Consider the following 18,800-nt stretch of genomic DNA (forward strand, 5'->3'; position numbering starts at 1 on the left):
CCGCGTTCCCCGGTCCGCTCCTCGCAGACGCTACCTTCCGGCCATGCCCCCGTCCCATGGGGGCCGCCCGGTGTGCCGGTATCGTTGCTGACGGTCGGCCGCTTCGTAGACTTCCCCGTATCCGAGGGCGCGAAGCATTCGTATGAACGTACATAACCACTGACGTGCATACCACCGGCCGTACGGAAAACGCTCCCCCGAGAAAGGGCCCCACCGTGGCCGCCAAGCCCGTGGCCAAGCGCCTTGTCGTGCTGGTCTCCGGATCCGGTACGAATCTGCAGGCGCTGCTCGACGCCATCGCCGGGACCGGCACCGAGGCGTACGGCGCCGAGATCGTCGCCGTGGGGGCCGACCGCGAGGGCATCGAGGGGCTGGCGCGGGCCGAGCGTGCCGGGCTGGCGACCTTTGTGCGCAAGGTCAAGGACTACGGGACCCGTGAGGAGTGGGACGCGGCGCTCACCGAGGCCGTGGCCGCGTACGAGCCCGACCTCGTCGTGTCGGCGGGGTTCATGAAGATCCTGGGGAAGGAATTCCTCGCGCGCTTCGGCGGGCGGATCGTCAACACGCACCCCGCCCTGCTCCCCAGTTTCCCCGGCGCCCACGGCGTCCGCGACACCCTCGCGTACGGCGCCAAGGTCACCGGCTGCACCGTCCACTTCGTCGACGACGGCGTCGACACCGGGCCGATCATCGCTCAGGGCGTGGTCGAGGTCCGGGACGAGGACGACGAGAGCGCTCTGCACGAGCGCATCAAGGAAGTCGAGCGAAGACTGCTCGTCGAGGTCGTGGGGCGGCTCGCCCGCAACGGCTATCGCATTGAGGGACGAAAGGTAGTTATCCAGTGACCGCCACCGCCGAGAGCAACAAGCGGGCCATTCGACGGGCGCTCGTCAGCGTCTACGACAAGACGGGTCTGGAAGACCTCGCGCGCGGTCTGCACGAGGCAGGCGTCGAGCTCGTCTCCACCGGCTCCACCGCCTCCCGCATCGCCGCCGCCGGCGTCCCCGTCACCAAGGTCGAGGAGCTCACCGGCTTCCCCGAGTGCCTGGACGGCCGCGTCAAGACCCTGCACCCCAAGGTCCACGCGGGCATCCTCGCCGACCTGCGCCTGGACAGCCACCGGCAGCAGCTCGACGAGCTGGGTGTGGCGCCGTTCGACCTCGTCGTCGTCAACCTCTACCCCTTCAGCGAAACCGTAGCCTCCGGGGCCTCCCCCGACGAGTGCGTCGAGCAGATCGACATCGGCGGGCCCTCCATGGTGCGCGCCGCCGCCAAGAACCACCCGTCCGTGGCGGTCGTCACCAGCCCCGTGCGGTACGCCGATGTCCTCACCGCGGTCCGCGACGGCGGCTTCGACCTCGCAGCCCGCAAGCGGCTGGCCGCTGAGGCGTTCCGGCACACGGCCGAGTACGACGTGGCGGTCGCCGGCTGGTTCCTCGGGGAGTACGCCGGTGACGGCGAGGAGTTCCCGAGCTTCCTCGGGGTGACGTACGAGCGCAAGCAGGTGCTGCGGTACGGCGAGAACCCGCACCAGCCGGCCGCCCTCTACACCGGCGGCTGCGGCGGCCTGGCCGAGGCCGAGCAGCTGCACGGCAAGGAGATGTCGTACAACAACTACACGGACACGGACGCCGCCCGCCGTGCCGCGTACGACCACGACGAGCCCTGTGTCGCGATCATCAAGCACGCCAATCCCTGCGGCATCGCGATCGGCGCGGACGTCGCCGAGGCGCACCGCAAGGCCCATGCCTGTGACCCGGGGTCCGCGTACGGCGGTGTGATCGCCGTCAACCGCCCGGTGTCGAAGGAGATGGCCGAGCAGGTCGCCGAGATCTTCACCGAGGTCATCGTCGCGCCGGACTACGAAGAGGGCGCCCTCGAAGCCCTCGCCAAGAAGAAGAACATCCGCGTGCTGCGCTGCTCCGAGATGCCGCAGCCGCCCGCCGAGTTCCGCCCGATCGACGGTGGCGGCCTCGCCCAGGTGACGGACGTCTTCCAGGCCGAGGGCGACAACCCCGCCAACTGGACCCTGGCGACCGGCGCAGCGCTCTCCGAGTCGGAGCTGGCCGAACTGGCCTTCGCCTGGAAGGCCTGCCGCGCCGTCAAGTCCAACGCCATCCTCCTCGCCAAGGACGGCGCCTCGGTCGGCGTCGGCATGGGCCAGGTCAACCGCGTCGACTCCGCAAAGCTGGCCGTGGAGCGGGCGGGCGCCGAGCGCGCCCAGGGGTCGTACGCCGCCTCCGACGCGTACTTCCCGTTCCCCGACGGGCTGGAGATCCTCACCGAGGCCGGCGTCAAGGCCGTGGTGCAGCCGGGCGGTTCGATCCGTGACGAGCTGGTCGTCGAGGCGGCGAAGAAGGCCGGCGTGACGATGTACTTCACGGGGACGCGGCACTTCTTCCACTGAGGCGTACTGCGGTGACGTGAGCGGGCCCGCCTGTCGACGACCGGCGGGCCCGTCGGGCAGGATCACACCATGCCGGCGTGCGGATGCATCAACCCGATCGACATCATGGTCACCTGGGCCGGCTATGGCCTCCTGGGCATCGCCGGGCTCTTCGTCGGCCTCGTCTGCCTGGCCGGACTGCTGCTCGGTGGAATGACCGGCGCCGGACACGTCATGCGCCGGTGGCGGGGCGACGACGATGTTCCCGGAGAGGGCGATACGGACGGGGAGCGGCTAGGCCTGGCGTCCTTCCGCTGGGAATCCGAGCCGGACTGAGTCCCTTCTCATGTCGGTCCCTTCTCATGTCGAACTGCGCAGCACCGCCCAGGTGTTGGGGCCCACGTCGCCGTCGACGTCCAGTCCCTTGTCGCTCTGGAACAGCTTGACCGCGGAGAGCGTGTCATCGCCGAACTGCCCGTCCACGCCCGCTCTGCCGATGCTGTAACCGCGCTTGACCAGCATGCGCTGCACCTGTGTGACGCGCTGGTTCTTGTCGCCGTACTGCGTCAGCTCAGTGCCGGAGTAGTACGTGCACTGGGTGATCCACGGTGGTTGGGCAGGCGCGGTGGCGGTCTTGGTCGGAGTGGCGCCGGTGCCGCCGCCGCTCGTCCCTCCGGCTGTGCCCTTCTCGCCGTCGCCCCGGTCCTCGTTCTTGTCCTCGTCCTCGTCCTCGCCCTCGGCCTTGTCCTTCTCCTTGCCGGAGGGCGAGGCGGAGGGGCTGGGCAGAGCGGACGTCATTGCGTCGTCAGGAGTGGCGCTGCTGGAGGTCGTCGGGGACGCGGAGGCCGTTTCGGCGGGTCCCGGGCGGGTGAGCAGGAAGGCACCGACTGCCACGGCGCAGACGGTGATGCCCGCGACGATGGCGAGGTACGGCTTCTTCCGCTTCCGTCCCTTGCCGTTCTCGCCCTTGCCGTTCCCGGTGTTGACCTCGCCGTAGCCGCCCGGAGGCGTCGCCGGGCCGAACGCCGGGCCGGGGGCGGGCGAGGCCACGCGCTCCGTGGGGGCGCGCGCCGGGATGCGGCGGGAACGGGCGGGGCTGCCTGGGGCGTCGTACGTGACCTGTAACTTTCCACGGTTGGGCGCTCATGCCGATGGTGAAGCGGAGACCCGCGCCTCCGCGCGCTTCAGCGCGGTCTGCCGCGCCGTCCGGAACTCCTTCAGCAGGGACTTACGAGCTTCGGGAAGCTCCCCCTCCACCTGCTTCTGGGCACGGTCGATCTGCTCGGCGAGACCCACCTCGGCCTGGCACGCGGCGTTTTGTACGGCGATCCTCAGCTCCTCCTTCCCGACAGTGCGCAGGACGGCCGCGTCGGATTCGACGGAGTCGAGTTGCTTCTTCACCGCCTTGAGCGGGTCCTGGCGGTTCTGATAGCTGAACCCTTCATCCCTCATGCACGCGGCCCATTTCCGCTCCGCTGCCTTCACGAGGGCGTGATCGAGCGTGTCCCTGACGATCAGGATGCTGAGGTTCTGCAGGGTGTAGTAGCTCCGATCCCAGGCAGTGCCGTACAGCGCCCGGCGTGCGACGGACACACAGGCATCGGTGGGAACCGATATGGTCGGCCCGTCCTGTAGCTGGATCTCTTCGCGCGGCCCGTCCGGCGCCCCCTTGAGGGCCTCCTCCCATGCGTGGCCGTCGCTCTCGGACAGCGCGGACACTCGCTGGGCGTTCGGGTCGGTGGGCGGCTTTCTTAGCCGCTGCACGGTCAGGCCGAAGCCGTCCTGTGCCGCCTGGCTCCGTGTCAGCAGGCCGTACGGGCTTGCGGCCGCCTCCCGCTGAACGTCGCCGACAGGCACAACGGTGTAGTCGAAGCCCCGACCGGCCATGCACTTCTGTACTTCTTGTTCCTCCGCGCGGTGCAGCGCGGAGGACTCGGCTGCCGTGAAGTGCAGTGGGCCGCCCAGAGGCCTGGGATCGGGCTGGTTGTCCGCCGTGGCCCCGTGGCCGGATGCCGTGGAGCATCCGGCCACGAGGAGCGCTGCGGCGGCCGGCCACAGCAGTTTGCGCCTCATGTCAGCTGCAGTTGATCCAGCGGTTGGACGCGACGTCGTCCGCGAAGTTGCCGTTCATCCATGTGTCGAGGTTGGAGACGACGCGCGCGCGGTGCAGGATGAAGGAGTTCCCGGAGTAGCCCGTCTGGTCGTAGATGCGGACGTCGCAGGAGTTGCCGTTGTTGTAGACCGACTCCGCGTTGTCGAACTTGTTGAACTGCAGCAGGTTGGTGTTGTCCCCGAACACCTCACCGGGGTCCCCACCGCCGTTGTCGCTGAGGTACGCGCACAGCGCGCCGGAGGAGCAGTCGCTCCACGCCGCGTTCGCCGGCGTGGCGGTGGCCGCGATACCCAGCCCCGCGAGCGCTGCCGCGCCGACGACTGCTGCGATCTTGTTTCTGATCATGTGATCCACTTCCCTTGTGGGTGACCGCCTTCCCCCGGCGGCTCATGTGTGACTCTGGCGGCGGAGACGGGGGAGCGAAACCTAGAGAGTTTCAGGTTCCCCACAGCCGTTCGGTGTGGCCAAGTTGGGTGAATCAGCCTTACGGGAGGAGTCACGCATGCTCAAGACTGTTCGGGCCAGGGCAGCCACGCTGCTCGCCGGCGCGCTGCTGGCCTGTGCCGGAGCCGTTGCGAGTGGCACGCACGCCCATGCCGCCGCCGGTGACTGCTCGTCCGGTGCGTTCTGCGTCTACAGCGAGCCCTTCCTCGGCGGGCAGCCCAGAGAGTTCTTCGGGCCCTTGCCCGCTGGCTACGTGATCGACAACGTCGAGTCGATCTACAACAACAGCACCTGTGACGTCACCGTCTCCAGCGATTACGCGGGCAGCCTTCTTGTGATCCAAAGTGGTACCGCCGTCCACCGCGTCCCGAGCTACTTCGGGGACACGATCGCTGACATCCAGTGGACCAACTGCTCTTGACGCCGCCCTTCAGGAGAGTTCGCACCACGCCGTCTTGCCGGTCGGCAACAGCCACACGCCCCAGCGCCGGGTGACCGCGTCGAGCAGGAGGAGGCCGCGGCCGTTCTCGTCGTCGTCGCCGGGGTGGCGGGCGATGAGCCAAGCGTGTGGGTCGAGGTCGGTGACCTCCAGACGGGTACGGCCGTCCGGGGCGCGGAACAGGCGGACGGTCACCGGCGTGCCCTCGCCGACGTGGTTGATCACGTCGGTGAGCAACTCGCTGACGCAGAGCTGGACTTCGGGGCAGGGTGCGCCCAGGTGTTCGCGTACGGCATGACGGACCTCCGGCACGGCCTTCGGGAAGGCGAGCAGTTCGAGGACGAGCGGTGGTTCGGTCACTCTCCGGCCGCCTTGCGCAGGGCGGCGATCAGGGAGCGGGCGGTGGTGGTGTTGCAGTTGCCGAGGGAGACCAGGGGCGGGGTCGTGTACGTGTCCGCGAAGGTCGGCAGGTCGATGCCGAGGGAGGGGAGCGTGATGCCGTGCGCCTCCAGGGCGGTGCGGAGCTGGTCGACGCAGGTCTCGGTTTCGTCGTGGGGGTGCATGGCGTACGCCTTCCTGATGCCTGTGCGTTCTGTGACGAATCGCTCACAGCGTGGCGTCACGCCACGTACCGTGGAAGGTGTTTCGGCTGCGCATGGGCAAGCGGGAAACGGCGGTGGTGAGTTGTGCCCGCGAAGAAGGACCCTGATGCTTCGGTGAGCGTTCCCTGCTTCTACGGGGCTGAGTTGCGCTATCAGCGGGAGCAAGCCGGGCTGACGCTGGAGCAGTTGGCGGAGGGGAGTTTCCGGGGGATCTCGTTCCTGAGCCAGATCGAGCGGGGGGAGCGGCGGATGCCGGTCGATCTCGCTCAGCATGTGGATCAGAAGCTGGGGACGGACGGGTTTTTCCAGCGGCGGTGTGAAGACGCGGCCAGGGCGCGGCAGGTGGGCCACGCGTGGTACTCCGCGGACATCCCGGACCTGGAGAAGCAGGCGCAGACGCTGGAGGAGTGGGCGCCCAATGCCGTACCGGGGCTTCTGCAGACCGAGGCATATCAGCGGGGCCGAATTCCGTACGGGGATCCGGAGGCGTCACCGGAAGCGGTCGAGGAGCGTGTCCGTGCACGGTTGAAGCGCTCGGAGTTGTGGAAACGCGAGGACCGGCCCACCTACTGGGGGATCCTCAGTGAGTCGGTCATCCGGAGAACGCCGCTTCCCGCGGTGGTGATGGCCGAACAGGTGGAGCACCTCCTCGACGTGATCCGGTCCACGCGGAGCGTTCTTCAGATCGTTCCGGAAACGACCCCCTGGCACCCGCTCGGTCATGGCATGGCCAAGATCATGACCTTCGCCGACGCCCCGCCGCTGGTGTACACCGAGGGCGACTTCACCGGACAGATCGTCGACTATCCGGCCTACGTGAAGCAGTACCGTCGTAGATACGATCTGCTCAGGGCCGTCGCACTGTCACCCGGGGCGTCCCTGGCCTTGATGGATGAAGTGGCAAGGACCTACAGAAATGAAGCAGAGCAAGGGGATTGACCCGGACTCCGTCGCTTGGCACAAGAGCAGCTACAGCAACGACACCGCTGGCGAGTGCGTTGAAGTCGCCGACAACCTCCCCGGCATCACCCCCGTCCGCGACTCCAAGAACCCCGATGGCCCCGCCCTCGTGTTCCCGACGGACGTCTGGGCCCACTTCGTCCGTACCCTCTGACACCATGCTCGTCCGTCCCGGACGGGTGTCACGACCGACTACTCACGGGGGAGACAGAGAGGGCATGCTGCATATCGAGTTCGGGAGACATGATCTCAACCGGCTGCGCGTGGCGGGGGACACCGACTTCATGTGGGAGGTCGTCCTCAGTCTGCAGCTGTTACAGAACCGGCACTCCGCCCTGGTTTTCGATCCCTGGCGGAAACGTGTGCGGGAGGGGCTGACGAAGGAGGGGCTGGAGGGTACGGCGAGGGCGCTGACGGAGCTGTGTCCCATGGCCAACTACTTCCCGGACTTCCTCACCCCGGGGTGCGGCACCCCGGATCCGGATTCCGCGCTGGATGCGGTGCTCGCCACGCCCAGACGGCGCCTGCGGCAGGAGTTCGCCCAGCTCTACCAGGAGCGGCGGATGCCGTCGGGCGCCCGGCAACTCGCCGAAGGCGAGGCCGGCATGCTGCGTCGGCTGGGGGCGGCGGTGCGCCGCTATCACGCGGTGGCCGTGGCACCGTACAAGGCGGTCATCTCCCGTAGTGTCGAGGCCGACCGAGCGGCGCGCGCCGAGGCGGCACTGGCCGCGGGGGCGGAGGGGCTGCTGACCGGCTACCAGCCGGAGCTGGTGTGGCGGGACGGCCGGATCGAATGCGGCTACCCCATCGACAGGGGCATGGAGTTGGGCGGTCGGCCGCTGACCCTGGTGCCGTCGTTCTTCTGCACCCGGTGGCCCATCACCGTGGCCGACTCCGAGCTGCCTCCGGTGCTGGTCTACCCGCTGCCGCTCGCGCCGGGCTGGCTGACCGAGGGCCAGGACGAGTCCGGTTCCGGACAGCGGTTGCACAGGCTGCTCGGGCTCACCCGGACCCTGGTGCTCGAACTGCTCGGCCGGCCGACCTCCACCAGCGGCATCGCCGCCGCGCTGCAGCTCTCCCCGGCCAACGTGAGCCGGCATACGACGGTGCTGCGCGAGGCAGGGCTGATCAGCTCCTTCCGGGACGGGCACCGCATGCTGCACCAGCGGACGGCGCTGGGTGAGGCGCTGCTGAACGGGGCGTGACACGGCGATGCGCCCGTCTCGAATGCGCGCGCATTCGAGACGGGCGCTTTCCCCTGCTTGGATCAGCAGTTCTTGATCTTCCAGACGGGGGTCCAGCTGTACGAGGAGTCCGTGTCGAGCGCGGTCGAGGAGTGGATGACGGAGCCGCTGGAGTTGTAGAAGCGCGCCGTCGTGCCGGTGGTCTGGTTGTTGACATAGCCGCCGGTGCCGTTCCACTGCGACAGTGAGTAGGTGCGGCAGGCGTACAGGTCGAACACCTTCCACTTGCTGACGTTCGGGTCCCATACGCGGGCGCACAGCCGCCCGTACGAGCAGGTGTAGCCGGTGGGCGACGTGACGTAGCGGACCTGTTCGGCAGCCGGCGAGATCGAAGGCGAAGACACCAGTACACCGGCGTCCGCCTGTGCGCTCACGCCTGCTGTCTGCTCGGCAGGACTGGCGGCCTGGGCCGGCGCGGTGGCCAGCAGCGTGCCCGCGACCAGACCCGTCCCCGCGACGAGTCTCGCCAGTTTTCGACGCATCTGCATGGGTGATCCTCCGTTGAAGTTCGAGCGGTGAACCGTACGAGCCCCAGCGTGGGGCGCTCGGCACCGGCGCCCGGAACATTCGACGAGCGCGCAAACGGAGGCACGATCCACCCGGGGACCCTGGAAAGTTTCAGGTTCCCCGCAACGCCCGCTTGCGCCAGAGTGATCGGCATGTTCACGAGTATCCGCACCCGAGCCGCCGCACTGTCGGGCGTCGTGCTGGCCGTCGGCCTGGGCGTCGCCGTGTCAGCCGCACCCGCGTACGCCGCCAAGTCCGACTGTCCGGCGGGCGCGTTGTGCGCCTACAGCCAGTACGACTTCGCCGGAACGCCGGGCAAGGTCTACCAGGACAACACGGACCTGACGCCGTACTCTTCGTTCCGGAACGTCAAGTCCGTGTACAACCACGGCAACAGCTGCGACGTGACCATCTACACGGGGACGAACTACACCGGCAACCGGATGACGATCGAGCGCGGTGACGCCTACAGCTTCGGCTCGGGCAGCACCTTCGTGCAGAACGGCATCAAGTCCAACAAGTGGGGCAACTGCGTCTGACCCGGGGGTCGGAGCCGCGTCAGGTCTCCACGGCCTTGCGCAGCGCGCTCCACGTGTTCGGCCCCACGATCCCGTCCGCGTCCAGCCCGGCCCGCTTCTGGAAGGTGACGACCGCGCCATGGGTCAGAGGGCCGAAGTCGCCGTCCACCTCGCCGACTTCGGTGATGCCGTGCAGATGCCGGAGCAGGCACTGGAGTTCTCTGACCTGGCTGCCGCCATCGCCCTGCGCGATGGTGAAGTCCCATGTGCTGTTCCAGCCCGCGGTGTAGCCGCTGCCGTACTTGGTGTCCTCGTACACCGTGGGCTTCTCGCAGGTGGGTGGCGTCGCGGCGGCCGGGGCATCGTCGCGCAAGGTGTACGTCGCCGTCGTCGACATCCCGAGTGCCGCCGCCACGAGTGCCGCGACCAGCACCGGACGCCGCCACCGGCGTGGCCGCAGTCGGGGCAGCCGGGCCGAGCGGGCGGTGCCGGCCGCCTCCTCAACCCGGCGCAGCAGCGTGGCGGTGTCGGGGACGCGACTGATGCGCTCCGCGTGCGTGGAAGCCAGACAGTCCTGAACGATCTCCCGCCAGCCGTCGGGGAGTTCGTGTGAGAGGCGCAGTTCCCCGGTGCCGCGCGCGTAGCGCATCGCCGCGTCGGTGCGTGCTTCCGTGCTGCCGCCCGGCAGTGCGAAGGAGCTTGCGAGGACGACGTGGGCGAGGACCCCGAAGGCCCAGACGTCCGCGGAGGGACGGATGCGCGTGCCTCGCTCGTCGATCTCGGGCCACAGCAGTTCCGGCGGGGTGTAATCGGGGGTGGCGAACGCCGACGCGTAGGCGTGGGTGCCTTCCAGTTCGGCGGCCGTGTTGAAGTCGGCCAGCCGTACCGAACCGTCCTTCATCAGCAGCACGTTGGCGGGCTTCAGGTCGCCGTGCACCCAGCCGGCGTGGTGCAGCTGGTGCAGACCCTCGCAGATCTGCGCGAGCAGGGCGGGTCCCGCCTCCGGCTTCGGTGCGTGCTCCAGTACCGCGTCCAGCGATCTCTCGGCCCGTTCCAGGACGAGCACGGTGGCGCCGTCCAGCTCCGGGTGCTCCGGGGCGTCGACCGTCATCGTGTCGTACATGCGGATCAAGCGAGGTGCGCGCAACTTCCCGAGCAACTCCACCTCGCGCTCGGCCAGTTCGCGCAGGTGGTGCAGCTGGCGCGGGGTGCGGGTGCCGGTGGGCAGGAACTTGAGCGCCGCCTCCCGGGGCAGCTCCGGATCCTGCTCCCCGGCGAGCCGGGCCGCATAGACGGTGGCGAACGCACCGGAAGCAAGCGGTTCGCGCACCTCCCAGGGGCCGACCCGGTACCCCTTCGGGACGGTGACGATGGATGGAGACGACTGCCTGGTCATCGGACCATCTCGCTCGGGGCCGCGGTGAGCATGGCGAGGTCGTCCTCGAGGACGAGGTCGAAGCGGAGCGCGAGCGAGACCAGCGACTCCTTCTTGCCGTTGACGCGCTGTCCGGGCTCGGCGGTGTCGGGGCCGGGGCGCAGGCGCAGTTTCAGGGCGAGGTAGTCGATGTTCCAGTAGACGGACGAGCGGCTGACCGTCGGCCAGGTGGGGCGCAGGCGTTCCACCAGCTGCTCCACCGCCGGCAGCGGGACGTGCAGTTCGCCGCGCAGACGGGGTTCGCACAGGGCGGCCAGCACCGCGAAGTAGCGCTTGGTGCGGTCGAGGGCGAACGCCGGGGCGGTCAGGGCTCCGGAGAGACCCTGACGGGCCACGCTGCGGAAGGCGTGGCGCGGTGCCCAGACGTCGAAGGCGAGCAGATCTCCTGCGGCGGGCAGGACCACGCGCGAGAACTCGAACGGCACCGGCGCGTCCAGCCGGCCCGGCGTGACCTTGATGTGCTCGCCCGCGCCCTCCGGGTTCTCCACCACGTACGTCTGGTCCTCGCTGAGGTTGCTCAGCAGCCAGAAGGTCCGGTGGGCCTCGATCTCCCCCGCGACCCGGGGCACCCCTGCGTGCGCGATGGTGAGGCCGCCGTCGGTCTCGGCCCTGCCGAAGGCGATGCGGTCACCCGTGGCAATCCTGACCTGGTCGTTCACTTGGCCGCACTCCGGCGGCACGACGATGACGCTGTACATGGACATGGACTCGTCCCCTCGCCCGATTCCATGAGGGCCACCCTCCCCAGCCCTACGAAGGGGAGGCAAGGGACGCACATAAACATGCGCTTCATGCCCGTTGAGCCCCCGTTTATTACGCCTTGATCTCCGCTGCCTACGATGTCCCAGCCGACCGTGCCGAACCAATGCTGTTGCGCTGTAGAGCAAAAGCCGAGCTCAACGGGGGAAACGACATGCTCCGCATTCATTTCAACGACGCCGATCTGGCGAGAACGAGGATTGCCGCCGCGCCTGATCCGGTCTGGGAAATCGCCGCGAGTCTGCACCGATTGCAGTCGCGGAGGGGGAGGTGGGCCTACGCCGGGTGGTACCGCACGGCACGGCAGCAGCTGCGGGAGCAGGGGCTGGAGCGTGTCCTGCGGAGCGTTCTCCTGCCCTTGTATCCAAGGGCCGCGTACTTTCCGGACTTCCTGACTCCCGCCGATGTGGTGGGCGACCTGGATGCCGGACTGGAATCGGTTTTGGCCACGCCTCCGCAACGGGTCCTGCGTGAGATGGCCATCCTCGATCGGACCGTCGGAGCCCCCGCGTGGGCCGGGCAACTGGCCGGGCCGGAAGCGCGCAAGGAGTTCGTGGGGATGCTGCGCGCGTACTACAACGCGGTCGTCGCCCCGTACGAGGAACAGGCGCAGGCCCGGATCGAGGCCGAGCGGGCGGCGCGCGCCCGTGGGCTCCTGGACGGCGGAGTCGATGGCATGCTCTCGGGACTCGGGCCCATGCTGCGCTGGCGCCGTCCCGTCCTGGAGGTCGTCTACCCCAAGCAGGTCCAGGACCGGGACCTGTATCTGAACGGACGTGGGTTGACCCTCGTCCCTTCGTACTTCAACTGGGGTGAGCCGGTCGCCTTCGCCGACCCGGAAATGCCACCCGTACTCTGGTACTCGCTCCTCCACGAGCCAAGCCCTCCGGATGCCCCGCACGGAGCCGACGCCCCCGAGAAGTCCTTGATCACCCTGCTCGGGCGCGCCCGCGCGGTCGCGTTGCGCGCCGCGTCCACCGGCGCCACGACCGGCGAGATCGCCCGCGCCGCCGGAGTCTCGGCATCCTCCGCCAGCAGACACGCCACCGTGCTGCGCGACGCGGGCCTCATCACCACCATCCGGCTCGGCCCGACCGTGCTGCACACCCTCACGCCCGCGGGGGCGTCCCTGCTGCGCGCTGTGAGACCGACGGGGTGACATTCGTCCCCTCACCCGATTCCATGAGGGCCACCCTCCCCCAATCCAGCGAGGGGAGGGTTAGCGACGAGGGTGACGATGCCGGAAGGGTGTCCAGCATTCGGCGCGTCGGAGGGTGCTCTACCAGTCGAAGATGTCGCTGAACGAATCGGCCGCGTCGCCCACGGCGCCCGCAACCCCGGCTCCGAACTCCTCGGCCGCTTTCCCGGACATGAACCCGGCCGACATGAACCCGCCTAGTGACGTGTGGAATTCGCTGCTGTCCCATCCATAGGCGACGCCGTTGAGGATGACGCTCGCGACCCCTGCGGCCGTGCCGAGGATCTCGAGTGCGGCGCCGACGGGCTGGGCACCGGGGATGATCATGACTACCATTCCGGCTGTTCCCAGGATGGTGGACCAGTTCTCGGTGACCTTCGCCCACTCCGCGGGGTCGTCGACGTCCTCCGGCCAGATGCCCATGTCCGCGTACCAGGGCTTGTCCTGGTCGGCATTCTGCGACGGGTCGATCCCGGCCCCTTCACACCGCGCCGCCTCCTCCGCCGCCGCCTGCGCCGCCGCCGCGAGTTCCGCATCGCGTCGTGCCGTTGCCGTCTCCTGGGCCTGGCTCGCGGCGTCGGCCGCGGCCTGGGCGTCATGTCCGGCTTGGGCGGCGGATGCCCGGGCCTGGGAGGCCGAGCTCTGGGCGTTCGTCGCGAACGTCACCGCCTGTGCTGCCGAAGCCGTCGCCTGCCGCATCGAGTAGTTGGCGCTGCGGGCCGCGACCTGCGCCACCGACGCGGCCTGCTTCGCGGTCTCCGCCGACCGGGCGGCGTCCGCGGCGGACTTGTCGGCGGCGTCCGCGTTGGCCTTCGCCTGCTGTGCGGAGTTCGCGGCGTCGGCGGCGTAGTTCTTGGCCTTCGTGGCCCACTGGGTGGCCTCGGCCGCGGCCTGGCGGGCCTCGGCCGCCGCCTTCGACGCCAGGGCGGCGTCCTCCTGTGCCTTGGCGGCGACCTTCGCCGCGTGGGCGATGGCCGCGCGGATGGCGGCGACGTGGGTGGCGTGGTCGTGGTCGAGACGCGCGGCGACGAACTGGTCGCGGACGACGAACCTCCGTCGCATCCGCGAGGGGCCCTCCAGGGCGATCCGGGCCGCCGCCGTCAGATAGGGGCCGCCGGTGTCGATCAGGCGCAGGATCTCGACGCGGTCGTCCTCCTTGACGGCCTCCGGCAGTTCGAGGCGGAGGAAGCGGTGCAGGGCGGTGGCGCTTCCGTCGTCGAGCGCGGCCTGGGCCTTCGTCCTGACGGCGGTACCCGGGTTGTCGTTCAGCAGCTTGAGCACGGCGATGCGGTAGTCGGTCGCCGCCGCCTCGATCGCCCCGGTGCTGAGGAACGCGGTGGCGGCATCGGTGTCGTCGCTGGTCAGGGCGGTGTGTGCGGCGTAGGCGACCTTCGAGGTGGACATCTTGGCGAGGGCCAGCACGGTCTCCCGGTCGTCCTGCCGCTGGGCGAGCGTCCGGTCCGCGTCGATCCAGTTCAGGACGGACTCGTCGGCGCCGGAGAGGGCGAACTCGGCGGCCTCCCGGGTCCATGTCCCCGTCGAGTCGAGGAGCTTCACCGCTGCCTTCCGGCCGGTCGTCGCCGCCGTGGCGGCATCCCCGCCGCGCAGGGCGGACTCGGCCGCCGCGATCAGATCCCGGGTCTCGGCCATGACCCGGTCCGCCTGCGTCCGCTGGCGGTTGGCCTGCTCCGCCTCCCGGATCTCCTCCTGGGCGAGCAGCCGGGCCAGTTTGGTGCCGATGTCCATGTCCTCGGCCAGCCGCGCGGTCTCCGCCGACCGCGCCGCCGCCTCGACCTCTTGGGCTTCCTTCACCGCGTTCGAGGCCGTCGTCGCCGCCACCACCGCGGCAGCCGCGTACGCGGTGGAGCGCTTGGCGTACTCGATGGCCTTGCCCGCGTTCGCCGCCGCCTCGTCCGCCGCGTCTGCCGCGGCATCCGCATGGTCGGCCGCACTGTTCGCGGCGTCGCGGGCCACGCGGGCCGCTGCTGCGGCGCGGCCGGCCAGGGTCTGGGCCGTGTTCGCCGCGCGGGTGGCCCGTGCCGCCGCCGCGTCCGCCTCGGCCGCCGCCTGCCGGGCCTTCGCGGCCTGGGACTGGGCGGCACCCGCCGAGGCGGCGGCGTCGGCGGCGGCGTTCGCGGCAGCCGCGGCGTTGTTGGCCGCGCTCGCGGCGGCCGAGCCGGCGGCGGAGGCCTGCGCGGAGGCGACGGCGGCCTGGTCGGCGGCAGCCGCCGCGGTGCGTGCTTGGCCTGCGGCGGCCCGCGCGCCCTCGGCGGCCGCACGTGCGGCGCCGGCCTTGGAGGCGTCCGCGGAGGCGGCGATGGCGGCGTTGTAGGCGCGGGAAGCGGCGTTCCCGGCAGCGGCGGCTGCGGCGGCAGCCGCCTGTGCGGCCCGCGCCGCGCGCCCCGAAGCGGCCTGGGCCGTACGGGAGGCAGCGATCGCGGTGTTGGCGGCGCTCGCGGCGCCGCGCGCCGCGCTCGCCGCGTCGTTCGCCGCCTTGGCCGACTTCGCCACGTCCTCCTTGGCGGCCAGCGCCTCCGCCGCCGCCTTCTGGGCCGCGGCCTTGGCCTTCTCCGCGGCGTCCTTCGCACGCGCGGACGCGGCGAGGGCCTGTTCCGTCTGGAGCTTGGCCCGCCTGCCCTCGCGCTGCACGATGGCGACCAACTGGCCGATCGTCGCGGCCTCTTCGTCACGGGCGCGCGCGATGTACTGGCCGGAGGACAGGAAGCCGGCGATGGCCTCGGGCGATCCGTCGTTCAGGGCGCGCTCGGCGTACTTCTTCACCTCGGGGGAGGCGGTGCCCAGCAGGGTGAGCACCGCGACCCGGTCGTCCTCCCGCTGCGCGGTGTACTGCGTGTCGGTCAGGAAGGTCCGCAGCGCCGCCCACGTGCCGGTCTCCAGCGCCTTGGCGGCCGCCTTCCTGACGGCGGAGGCGCCGTGGTTCGACACGGTGAGGACCGCGACCCGCAAGTCCTCCAGTACGGGGGCCCGGTGGCCGTCGCTGAGGAACGTGGCGACCGCGTCATCCCCGGTGTCCATGGCCGTGTTGACGGCCTGGCTCGTCGCCTTCCCCGCATACGCCAGGCTGGCGATGACCGCGACGCGGTTGTCCTCCGCCCGGGCAGCGGGCAGTCGGTTCGTGAGGAAGTCGGTGACGGCGGTCGGTGTACCGGCGGCGAGCGCGGTCACCGCCGCCTCCCGCACGGCACGTCCGCCGATCTTGTACGCCCATACCGCCCGCCCCCGTTCGGTGTCGGGCAGGCCGTTGTACGTGCCGTCCGGGCCGGTCTCGGCGGCGTACGCGGGGGCGGCGGTGAGGATGAGGGCGGACGGCAGGGCGGAAGCGGCGGTGGCTCCCGCGAGGGACGCCAGTAGGTGGCGTCTGCTCCACAGTGAAGGCAACAAAGCGGACATCCTTCTCGTGCGAATACGGGCATGCGGCTTGGGTGTCGCACGCTAACCACCGGTACGGAAGGACACACCCTGGAACTTTTCAGGGCCAGCAGGAGTAAGTCCGTTGATACGTGTATGGGGCTCGCACAACGTCAACTTCCTTACCGAGGAGCCCCAGTGAGACGCTGGCTTCCCTTGAGCCTCGCCGCCACGGCCACGGCCGCCGTCGCCGCCGTATCCCTGCTGTTCACGCCCGCCTCGCCGGCCGCGGCCGATGACATACCCCCGGTCGCCGTCGAGGACTTCGCCTATCCCAACGCCGACCAGATCTACGCCGACACCGGCATCCGCCTGACCGGCGGCGACGGCAACATCCTGCTCGCCGACTGCGGCGCCACCGGGCTGATCGAGGTCTTGGCGCGCGACCTGGACAAGTTCTGCTTCTCCGTGAAGGGCGATTCCGGCCGGCTCGCCATGGAGGTGCCGAGCGTCCACGGGATCAAGGGCAACGGCTACGAGATCGTCGCCGACATGACCGTGGACGGCACTGAGACCTCGTACGACATCACGCCGAACAGCTGGACCCCCGTCGGTGAGAGCACCGACGAGGGCGAGCGCGAGTACGCCCTCGTGGAGCTCCGCGCCACCAAGTAGGCCGTCCCGCACGATCGTTCAGCTGAGAGGGATCCCCATGTTCTCGCCACGCCGCCTCAGACCCGCACTCGCCCTGCTCGCCGCCGGCGCCTTCCTGACCGCGCCCCTGCCCGCAGCACACGCCGTCGTCGGCACCCCGACCCCGGCCGGCACCCACGCCTTCACCGCCCACCTCGACATCGGCGGCAACGGCACCCGCTCCTGCTCGGCCGCCCTGGTCGACCCGGAGTGGCTGGTCACCGCCGCCTCCTGCTTCGCCGACGATCCGCAGTCCGGCACCGCTCCGGCGGCCGGGAAGCCCAAGCTGAAGACCGTCGCCACCATCGGCCGCACCACCCTGACCGGCACCGGCGGCCATGTCGCCGAGGTCACCCAGATCGTGCCCCGGGCCGGCCGCGACCTGGTCTTCGCCCGCCTCGCCGCCCCGGCGACCGGCATCACCCCGGTGAAGCTCGCCGCCACCGCGCCCGCCGCCGGAGACGCCCTGACCGTCCTCGGCTACGGCCGCACCAAGACCGAATGGGTGCCCGGCAAGCTCCACCAGGCGAACTACACCCTGGACGCGGTGGCCGACGGCACCCTCGCCATGACCGGCAAGACCGCCGACGACTCCGTCTGCAAGGGCGACACCGGCGGCCCGGTCCTGCGCGCGACGAGCGGTGGTTCGTACGAACTGCTCGCCGTCAACTCCCGTGCCTGGCAGGGGGGTTGCTACGGCGGCACCGAGACCCGCACCGGCGCGATCGCCGCCCGCGCGGACGGCAAGCCGGGCGGTGCGAGCATGACCGCCGGACAGACCCTGGCCTCCGGCGACTCGCTGCTGTCGAAGTCTGCCAAGGTCACCATGGGCACCGACGGCAACCTGACCGTCGCCTCCAACGCCGGCAGGACCCTGTGGTCCTCGGGCACGGGCGGCAACGCGGGCGCCACCGCCACCCTGAGCGCGGCCGGCAACCTGTCCGTGAAGTCGGCCGCGGGCGCCACCCTGTGGCAGTCGAGGACCTCCGCGGCGAACGGCAGACTGCTCCTCCAGGACCGCGGCAATCTGGTCGTGCGGACCGCCTCCGGCGATACGGTCTGGTCCAGCAACACCGTCGTACGAGGCGACCTCAGTGGCGACGGCCGTTCCGACTACGCCGTCTGGTACGACAACGCGGACGGCCGGGACGCCATCCACCGCTTCACCACGGCCCCGGACGGCACCTTCCAGACACCCGGCAACGGCTACCTCTCCACCGCCGACACCTGGAACGCCGCCAACGCGAAGACGGTGACCGGCGACTACAACGGCGACGGCCTCGCCGACGTCGCCGGCGTCTACGGCTACTCCGACGGCACCCTGGCCATCTGGACCTGGCTCGCCAAGGGCGACGGCACCTACGCCACGCCGTTCCGCACCGCCGACGTCAGCGGCTGGACCTTCACCCGCACCACCTTCTTCAGCGGCGACTTCGACGGCGACGGCCGCGACGACATCGGAGCCTGGTACGACTACGCCGCCGGCCACGACCGGCTCTTCACCTTCCGGTCCGCCGCGAACGGCGGCTTCACCGCACCCACCTCCTCCCTCACCATCACGGCGGGCAACTGGACGGCGGGCGACGCCGAGCTGGTCACCGGTGACTACAACGGCGACGGCCGCGACGACCTCGCCGCCTTCTACGCCTTCGACAGCGGCATGGCCCGCATCTGGTCCTTCTTCGCCACCGCCGACGGCGGATTCGGCTCCGGCGTCAAGAGCTGGGAGGCCCCGAGCTGGGGTGCCCGCGACCGCACCACCGCCTACTCGGGCGACTTCGACGGAGACGGCCGCGACGACCTCGCCGCCTGGTACGACTACAGCGACGGCAGCGACGGCGTCCACACCTGGCTGGCCGGCACCGACGGCCTCCTCAGCACCCACAAGGCCTCGGCCCGCATCGCCGCCGGCAACCTCACCCGCGCCACGATGAAGCTCGCCGCGGGTGACTACAACGGCGACGGCCGGGACGATCTGGGCTTCCTGTACGGGTACGGCGACGGCTCGGTCAGGATGTGGACGATGCCCTCCCTGACGGGCGGCACCTTCGGCGCGTACACCGGCGGCTGGAGGGGGACGACCTGGAACTTCTCCCGCGCCGACGTCATCGAGCGCTACCCCTCCTGACGAGG

General features: G+C 70.2%; 20 protein-coding genes. 11 read left to right on the plus strand and 9 right to left on the minus strand.

The features are described from left to right. Positions 1 to 215: 215 nt before the first annotated feature. The 3 genes from purN (at position 216) to QQY66_RS30145 (ending at position 2,722) form a co-directional block, all read left to right on the plus strand. Positions 216 to 845 (plus strand): phosphoribosylglycinamide formyltransferase, encoded by a 630-nt coding sequence (gene purN, locus QQY66_RS30135; protein WP_301983397.1) that lies wholly within the window; start codon positions 216 to 218, stop codon positions 843 to 845. Further along, a complete protein-coding gene (purH, locus tag QQY66_RS30140) occupies positions 842 to 2,407 on the plus strand; it encodes a bifunctional phosphoribosylaminoimidazolecarboxamide formyltransferase/IMP cyclohydrolase (RefSeq protein ID WP_301983398.1) in 1,566 nt (521 codons plus the stop codon). Before purN ends, purH begins: the two co-directional genes overlap by 4 nt. A 69-nt stretch (positions 2,408 to 2,476) precedes the next feature. Further along, positions 2,477 to 2,722, plus strand: a complete 246-nt coding sequence (locus QQY66_RS30145) for a hypothetical protein (RefSeq protein WP_301983399.1) — start codon at positions 2,477 to 2,479, stop codon at positions 2,720 to 2,722. 24 nt (positions 2,723 to 2,746) lie between these two features. Here QQY66_RS30145 and QQY66_RS30150 read toward each other — a convergent pair whose 3' ends face one another. The 3 genes from QQY66_RS30150 to QQY66_RS30160 all read right to left on the minus strand — a co-directional run bounded on the left by QQY66_RS30150 (position 2,747) and on the right by QQY66_RS30160 (position 4,844). Beyond that, positions 2,747 to 3,436 carry a peptidoglycan-binding protein gene (locus tag QQY66_RS30150; protein ID WP_301983400.1) on the minus strand — a complete coding sequence of 230 codons (690 nt, stop codon included), beginning with the start codon at positions 3,434 to 3,436 and terminating at the stop codon, positions 2,747 to 2,749. Between the two features lie 93 nt (positions 3,437 to 3,529). Then, positions 3,530 to 4,459, minus strand: coding sequence for a hypothetical protein (locus QQY66_RS30155; protein WP_301983401.1), 930 nt, complete (start codon positions 4,457 to 4,459; stop codon positions 3,530 to 3,532). 1 nt (position 4,460) lies between these two features. Then, a complete protein-coding gene (locus QQY66_RS30160) occupies positions 4,461 to 4,844 on the minus strand; it encodes a peptidase inhibitor family I36 protein (protein WP_301983402.1) in 384 nt (127 codons plus the stop codon). Positions 4,845 to 5,001: 157 nt separating this feature from the next. On the opposite strand from QQY66_RS30160, the gene QQY66_RS30165 reads away from it, so the two are divergent. Further along, complete coding sequence (locus tag QQY66_RS30165; protein WP_301983403.1) at positions 5,002 to 5,364, plus strand: peptidase inhibitor family I36 protein; 363 nt, start codon at positions 5,002 to 5,004, stop codon at positions 5,362 to 5,364. Positions 5,365 to 5,373: 9 nt separating this feature from the next. On the opposite strand, the gene QQY66_RS30170 is transcribed toward QQY66_RS30165, so the two are convergent. Together QQY66_RS30170 and QQY66_RS30175 are read right to left on the minus strand one after the other, a co-directional pair. Further along, the gene (locus QQY66_RS30170) at positions 5,374 to 5,742 is read right to left on the minus strand and encodes an ATP-binding protein (protein WP_301983404.1); all 369 of its coding nucleotides are present in this window, start codon (positions 5,740 to 5,742) and stop codon (positions 5,374 to 5,376) included. Continuing rightward, positions 5,739 to 5,945: a hypothetical protein gene (locus QQY66_RS30175; RefSeq protein WP_301983405.1), complete on the minus strand. Its 207-nt coding sequence runs from the start codon at positions 5,943 to 5,945 to the stop codon at positions 5,739 to 5,741. The genes QQY66_RS30170 and QQY66_RS30175 overlap by 4 nt, the downstream gene beginning before the upstream one ends. A gap of 123 nt (positions 5,946 to 6,068) precedes the next feature. Here QQY66_RS30175 and QQY66_RS30180 point away from each other — a divergent pair, with 123 nt between their 5' ends. The 3 genes from QQY66_RS30180 to QQY66_RS30190 all read left to right on the plus strand — a co-directional run bounded on the left by QQY66_RS30180 (position 6,069) and on the right by QQY66_RS30190 (position 8,149). Next, on the plus strand, positions 6,069 to 6,923 hold the full coding sequence (locus QQY66_RS30180; protein ID WP_301983406.1) for a helix-turn-helix transcriptional regulator: 855 nt from the start codon (positions 6,069 to 6,071) through the stop codon (positions 6,921 to 6,923). Beyond that, positions 6,901 to 7,098 carry a DUF397 domain-containing protein gene (locus tag QQY66_RS30185; protein WP_301983407.1) on the plus strand — a complete coding sequence of 66 codons (198 nt, stop codon included), beginning with the start codon at positions 6,901 to 6,903 and terminating at the stop codon, positions 7,096 to 7,098. Before QQY66_RS30180 ends, QQY66_RS30185 begins: the two co-directional genes overlap by 23 nt. 64 nt (positions 7,099 to 7,162) lie before the next feature. Beyond that, entirely contained in the window at positions 7,163 to 8,149 is a 987-nt protein-coding gene (locus tag QQY66_RS30190) for a helix-turn-helix transcriptional regulator (RefSeq protein ID WP_301983409.1), read from the plus strand. A gap of 62 nt (positions 8,150 to 8,211) precedes the next feature. On the opposite strand, the gene QQY66_RS30195 is transcribed toward QQY66_RS30190, so the two are convergent. Then, positions 8,212 to 8,676, minus strand: a complete 465-nt coding sequence (locus tag QQY66_RS30195; protein ID WP_301983410.1) for a hypothetical protein — start codon at positions 8,674 to 8,676, stop codon at positions 8,212 to 8,214. A gap of 171 nt (positions 8,677 to 8,847) precedes the next feature. On the opposite strand from QQY66_RS30195, the gene QQY66_RS30200 reads away from it, so the two are divergent. After that, complete coding sequence (locus QQY66_RS30200; RefSeq protein ID WP_301983411.1) at positions 8,848 to 9,234, plus strand: peptidase inhibitor family I36 protein; 387 nt, start codon at positions 8,848 to 8,850, stop codon at positions 9,232 to 9,234. Positions 9,235 to 9,253: 19 nt separating this feature from the next. Here the strand turns inward: QQY66_RS30200 and QQY66_RS30205 are convergent, their stop codons facing one another. Both QQY66_RS30205 and QQY66_RS30210 read right to left on the minus strand, forming a co-directional pair. Continuing rightward, on the minus strand, positions 9,254 to 10,609 hold the full coding sequence (locus tag QQY66_RS30205) for a serine/threonine-protein kinase (RefSeq protein WP_301983412.1): 1,356 nt from the start codon (positions 10,607 to 10,609) through the stop codon (positions 9,254 to 9,256). Continuing rightward, on the minus strand, positions 10,606 to 11,346 hold the full coding sequence (locus tag QQY66_RS30210) for an FHA domain-containing protein (protein WP_301987545.1): 741 nt from the start codon (positions 11,344 to 11,346) through the stop codon (positions 10,606 to 10,608). Before QQY66_RS30210 ends, QQY66_RS30205 begins: the two co-directional genes overlap by 4 nt. A gap of 215 nt (positions 11,347 to 11,561) precedes the next feature. Between QQY66_RS30210 and QQY66_RS30215 the strand changes: the two genes are divergently transcribed. Then, complete coding sequence (locus QQY66_RS30215; RefSeq protein ID WP_301983413.1) at positions 11,562 to 12,566, plus strand: helix-turn-helix domain-containing protein; 1,005 nt, start codon at positions 11,562 to 11,564, stop codon at positions 12,564 to 12,566. 120 nt (positions 12,567 to 12,686) lie between these two features. Here the strand turns inward: QQY66_RS30215 and QQY66_RS30220 are convergent, their stop codons facing one another. Further along, complete coding sequence (locus QQY66_RS30220) at positions 12,687 to 16,004, minus strand: ALF repeat-containing protein (RefSeq protein WP_301983414.1); 3,318 nt, start codon at positions 16,002 to 16,004, stop codon at positions 12,687 to 12,689. A gap of 168 nt (positions 16,005 to 16,172) precedes the next feature. Here QQY66_RS30220 and QQY66_RS30225 point away from each other — a divergent pair, with 168 nt between their 5' ends. Together QQY66_RS30225 and QQY66_RS30230 are read left to right on the plus strand one after the other, a co-directional pair. Continuing rightward, positions 16,173 to 16,649 carry a hypothetical protein gene (locus tag QQY66_RS30225; RefSeq protein WP_301983415.1) on the plus strand — a complete coding sequence of 159 codons (477 nt, stop codon included), beginning with the start codon at positions 16,173 to 16,175 and terminating at the stop codon, positions 16,647 to 16,649. 37 nt (positions 16,650 to 16,686) lie between these two features. Continuing rightward, positions 16,687 to 18,795, plus strand: coding sequence for an FG-GAP-like repeat-containing protein (locus tag QQY66_RS30230; protein WP_301983416.1), 2,109 nt, complete (start codon positions 16,687 to 16,689; stop codon positions 18,793 to 18,795). The last annotated feature ends 5 nt before the right edge of the window (positions 18,796 to 18,800 follow it).

Origin of the sequence: Streptomyces sp. DG2A-72 (assembly GCF_030499575.1) — a bacterium.
GTDB lineage: Bacteria > Actinomycetota > Actinomycetes > Streptomycetales > Streptomycetaceae > Streptomyces.

Coding starts and splice junctions, on each gene's coding strand:
- QQY66_RS30175 (WP_301983405.1), bottom strand. CDS start 5,945: ATGCACCCCCACGACGAAACCGAGACCTGCGTCGACCAGCTCCGCACC.
- QQY66_RS30155 (WP_301983401.1), bottom strand. CDS start 4,459: ATGAGGCGCAAACTGCTGTGGCCGGCCGCCGCAGCGCTCCTCGTGGCC.
- QQY66_RS30205 (WP_301983412.1), bottom strand. CDS start 10,609: ATGACCAGGCAGTCGTCTCCATCCATCGTCACCGTCCCGAAGGGGTAC.
- QQY66_RS30185 (WP_301983407.1), top strand. CDS start 6,901: ATGAAGCAGAGCAAGGGGATTGACCCGGACTCCGTCGCTTGGCACAAG.
- QQY66_RS30160 (WP_301983402.1), bottom strand. CDS start 4,844: ATGATCAGAAACAAGATCGCAGCAGTCGTCGGCGCGGCAGCGCTCGCG.
- QQY66_RS30145 (WP_301983399.1), top strand. CDS start 2,477: ATGCCGGCGTGCGGATGCATCAACCCGATCGACATCATGGTCACCTGG.
- QQY66_RS30215 (WP_301983413.1), top strand. CDS start 11,562: ATGCTCCGCATTCATTTCAACGACGCCGATCTGGCGAGAACGAGGATT.
- QQY66_RS30230 (WP_301983416.1), top strand. CDS start 16,687: ATGTTCTCGCCACGCCGCCTCAGACCCGCACTCGCCCTGCTCGCCGCC.
- QQY66_RS30210 (WP_301987545.1), bottom strand. CDS start 11,346: ATGTACAGCGTCATCGTCGTGCCGCCGGAGTGCGGCCAAGTGAACGAC.
- QQY66_RS30165 (WP_301983403.1), top strand. CDS start 5,002: ATGCTCAAGACTGTTCGGGCCAGGGCAGCCACGCTGCTCGCCGGCGCG.
- QQY66_RS30200 (WP_301983411.1), top strand. CDS start 8,848: ATGTTCACGAGTATCCGCACCCGAGCCGCCGCACTGTCGGGCGTCGTG.
- QQY66_RS30190 (WP_301983409.1), top strand. CDS start 7,163: ATGCTGCATATCGAGTTCGGGAGACATGATCTCAACCGGCTGCGCGTG.
- QQY66_RS30195 (WP_301983410.1), bottom strand. CDS start 8,676: ATGCAGATGCGTCGAAAACTGGCGAGACTCGTCGCGGGGACGGGTCTG.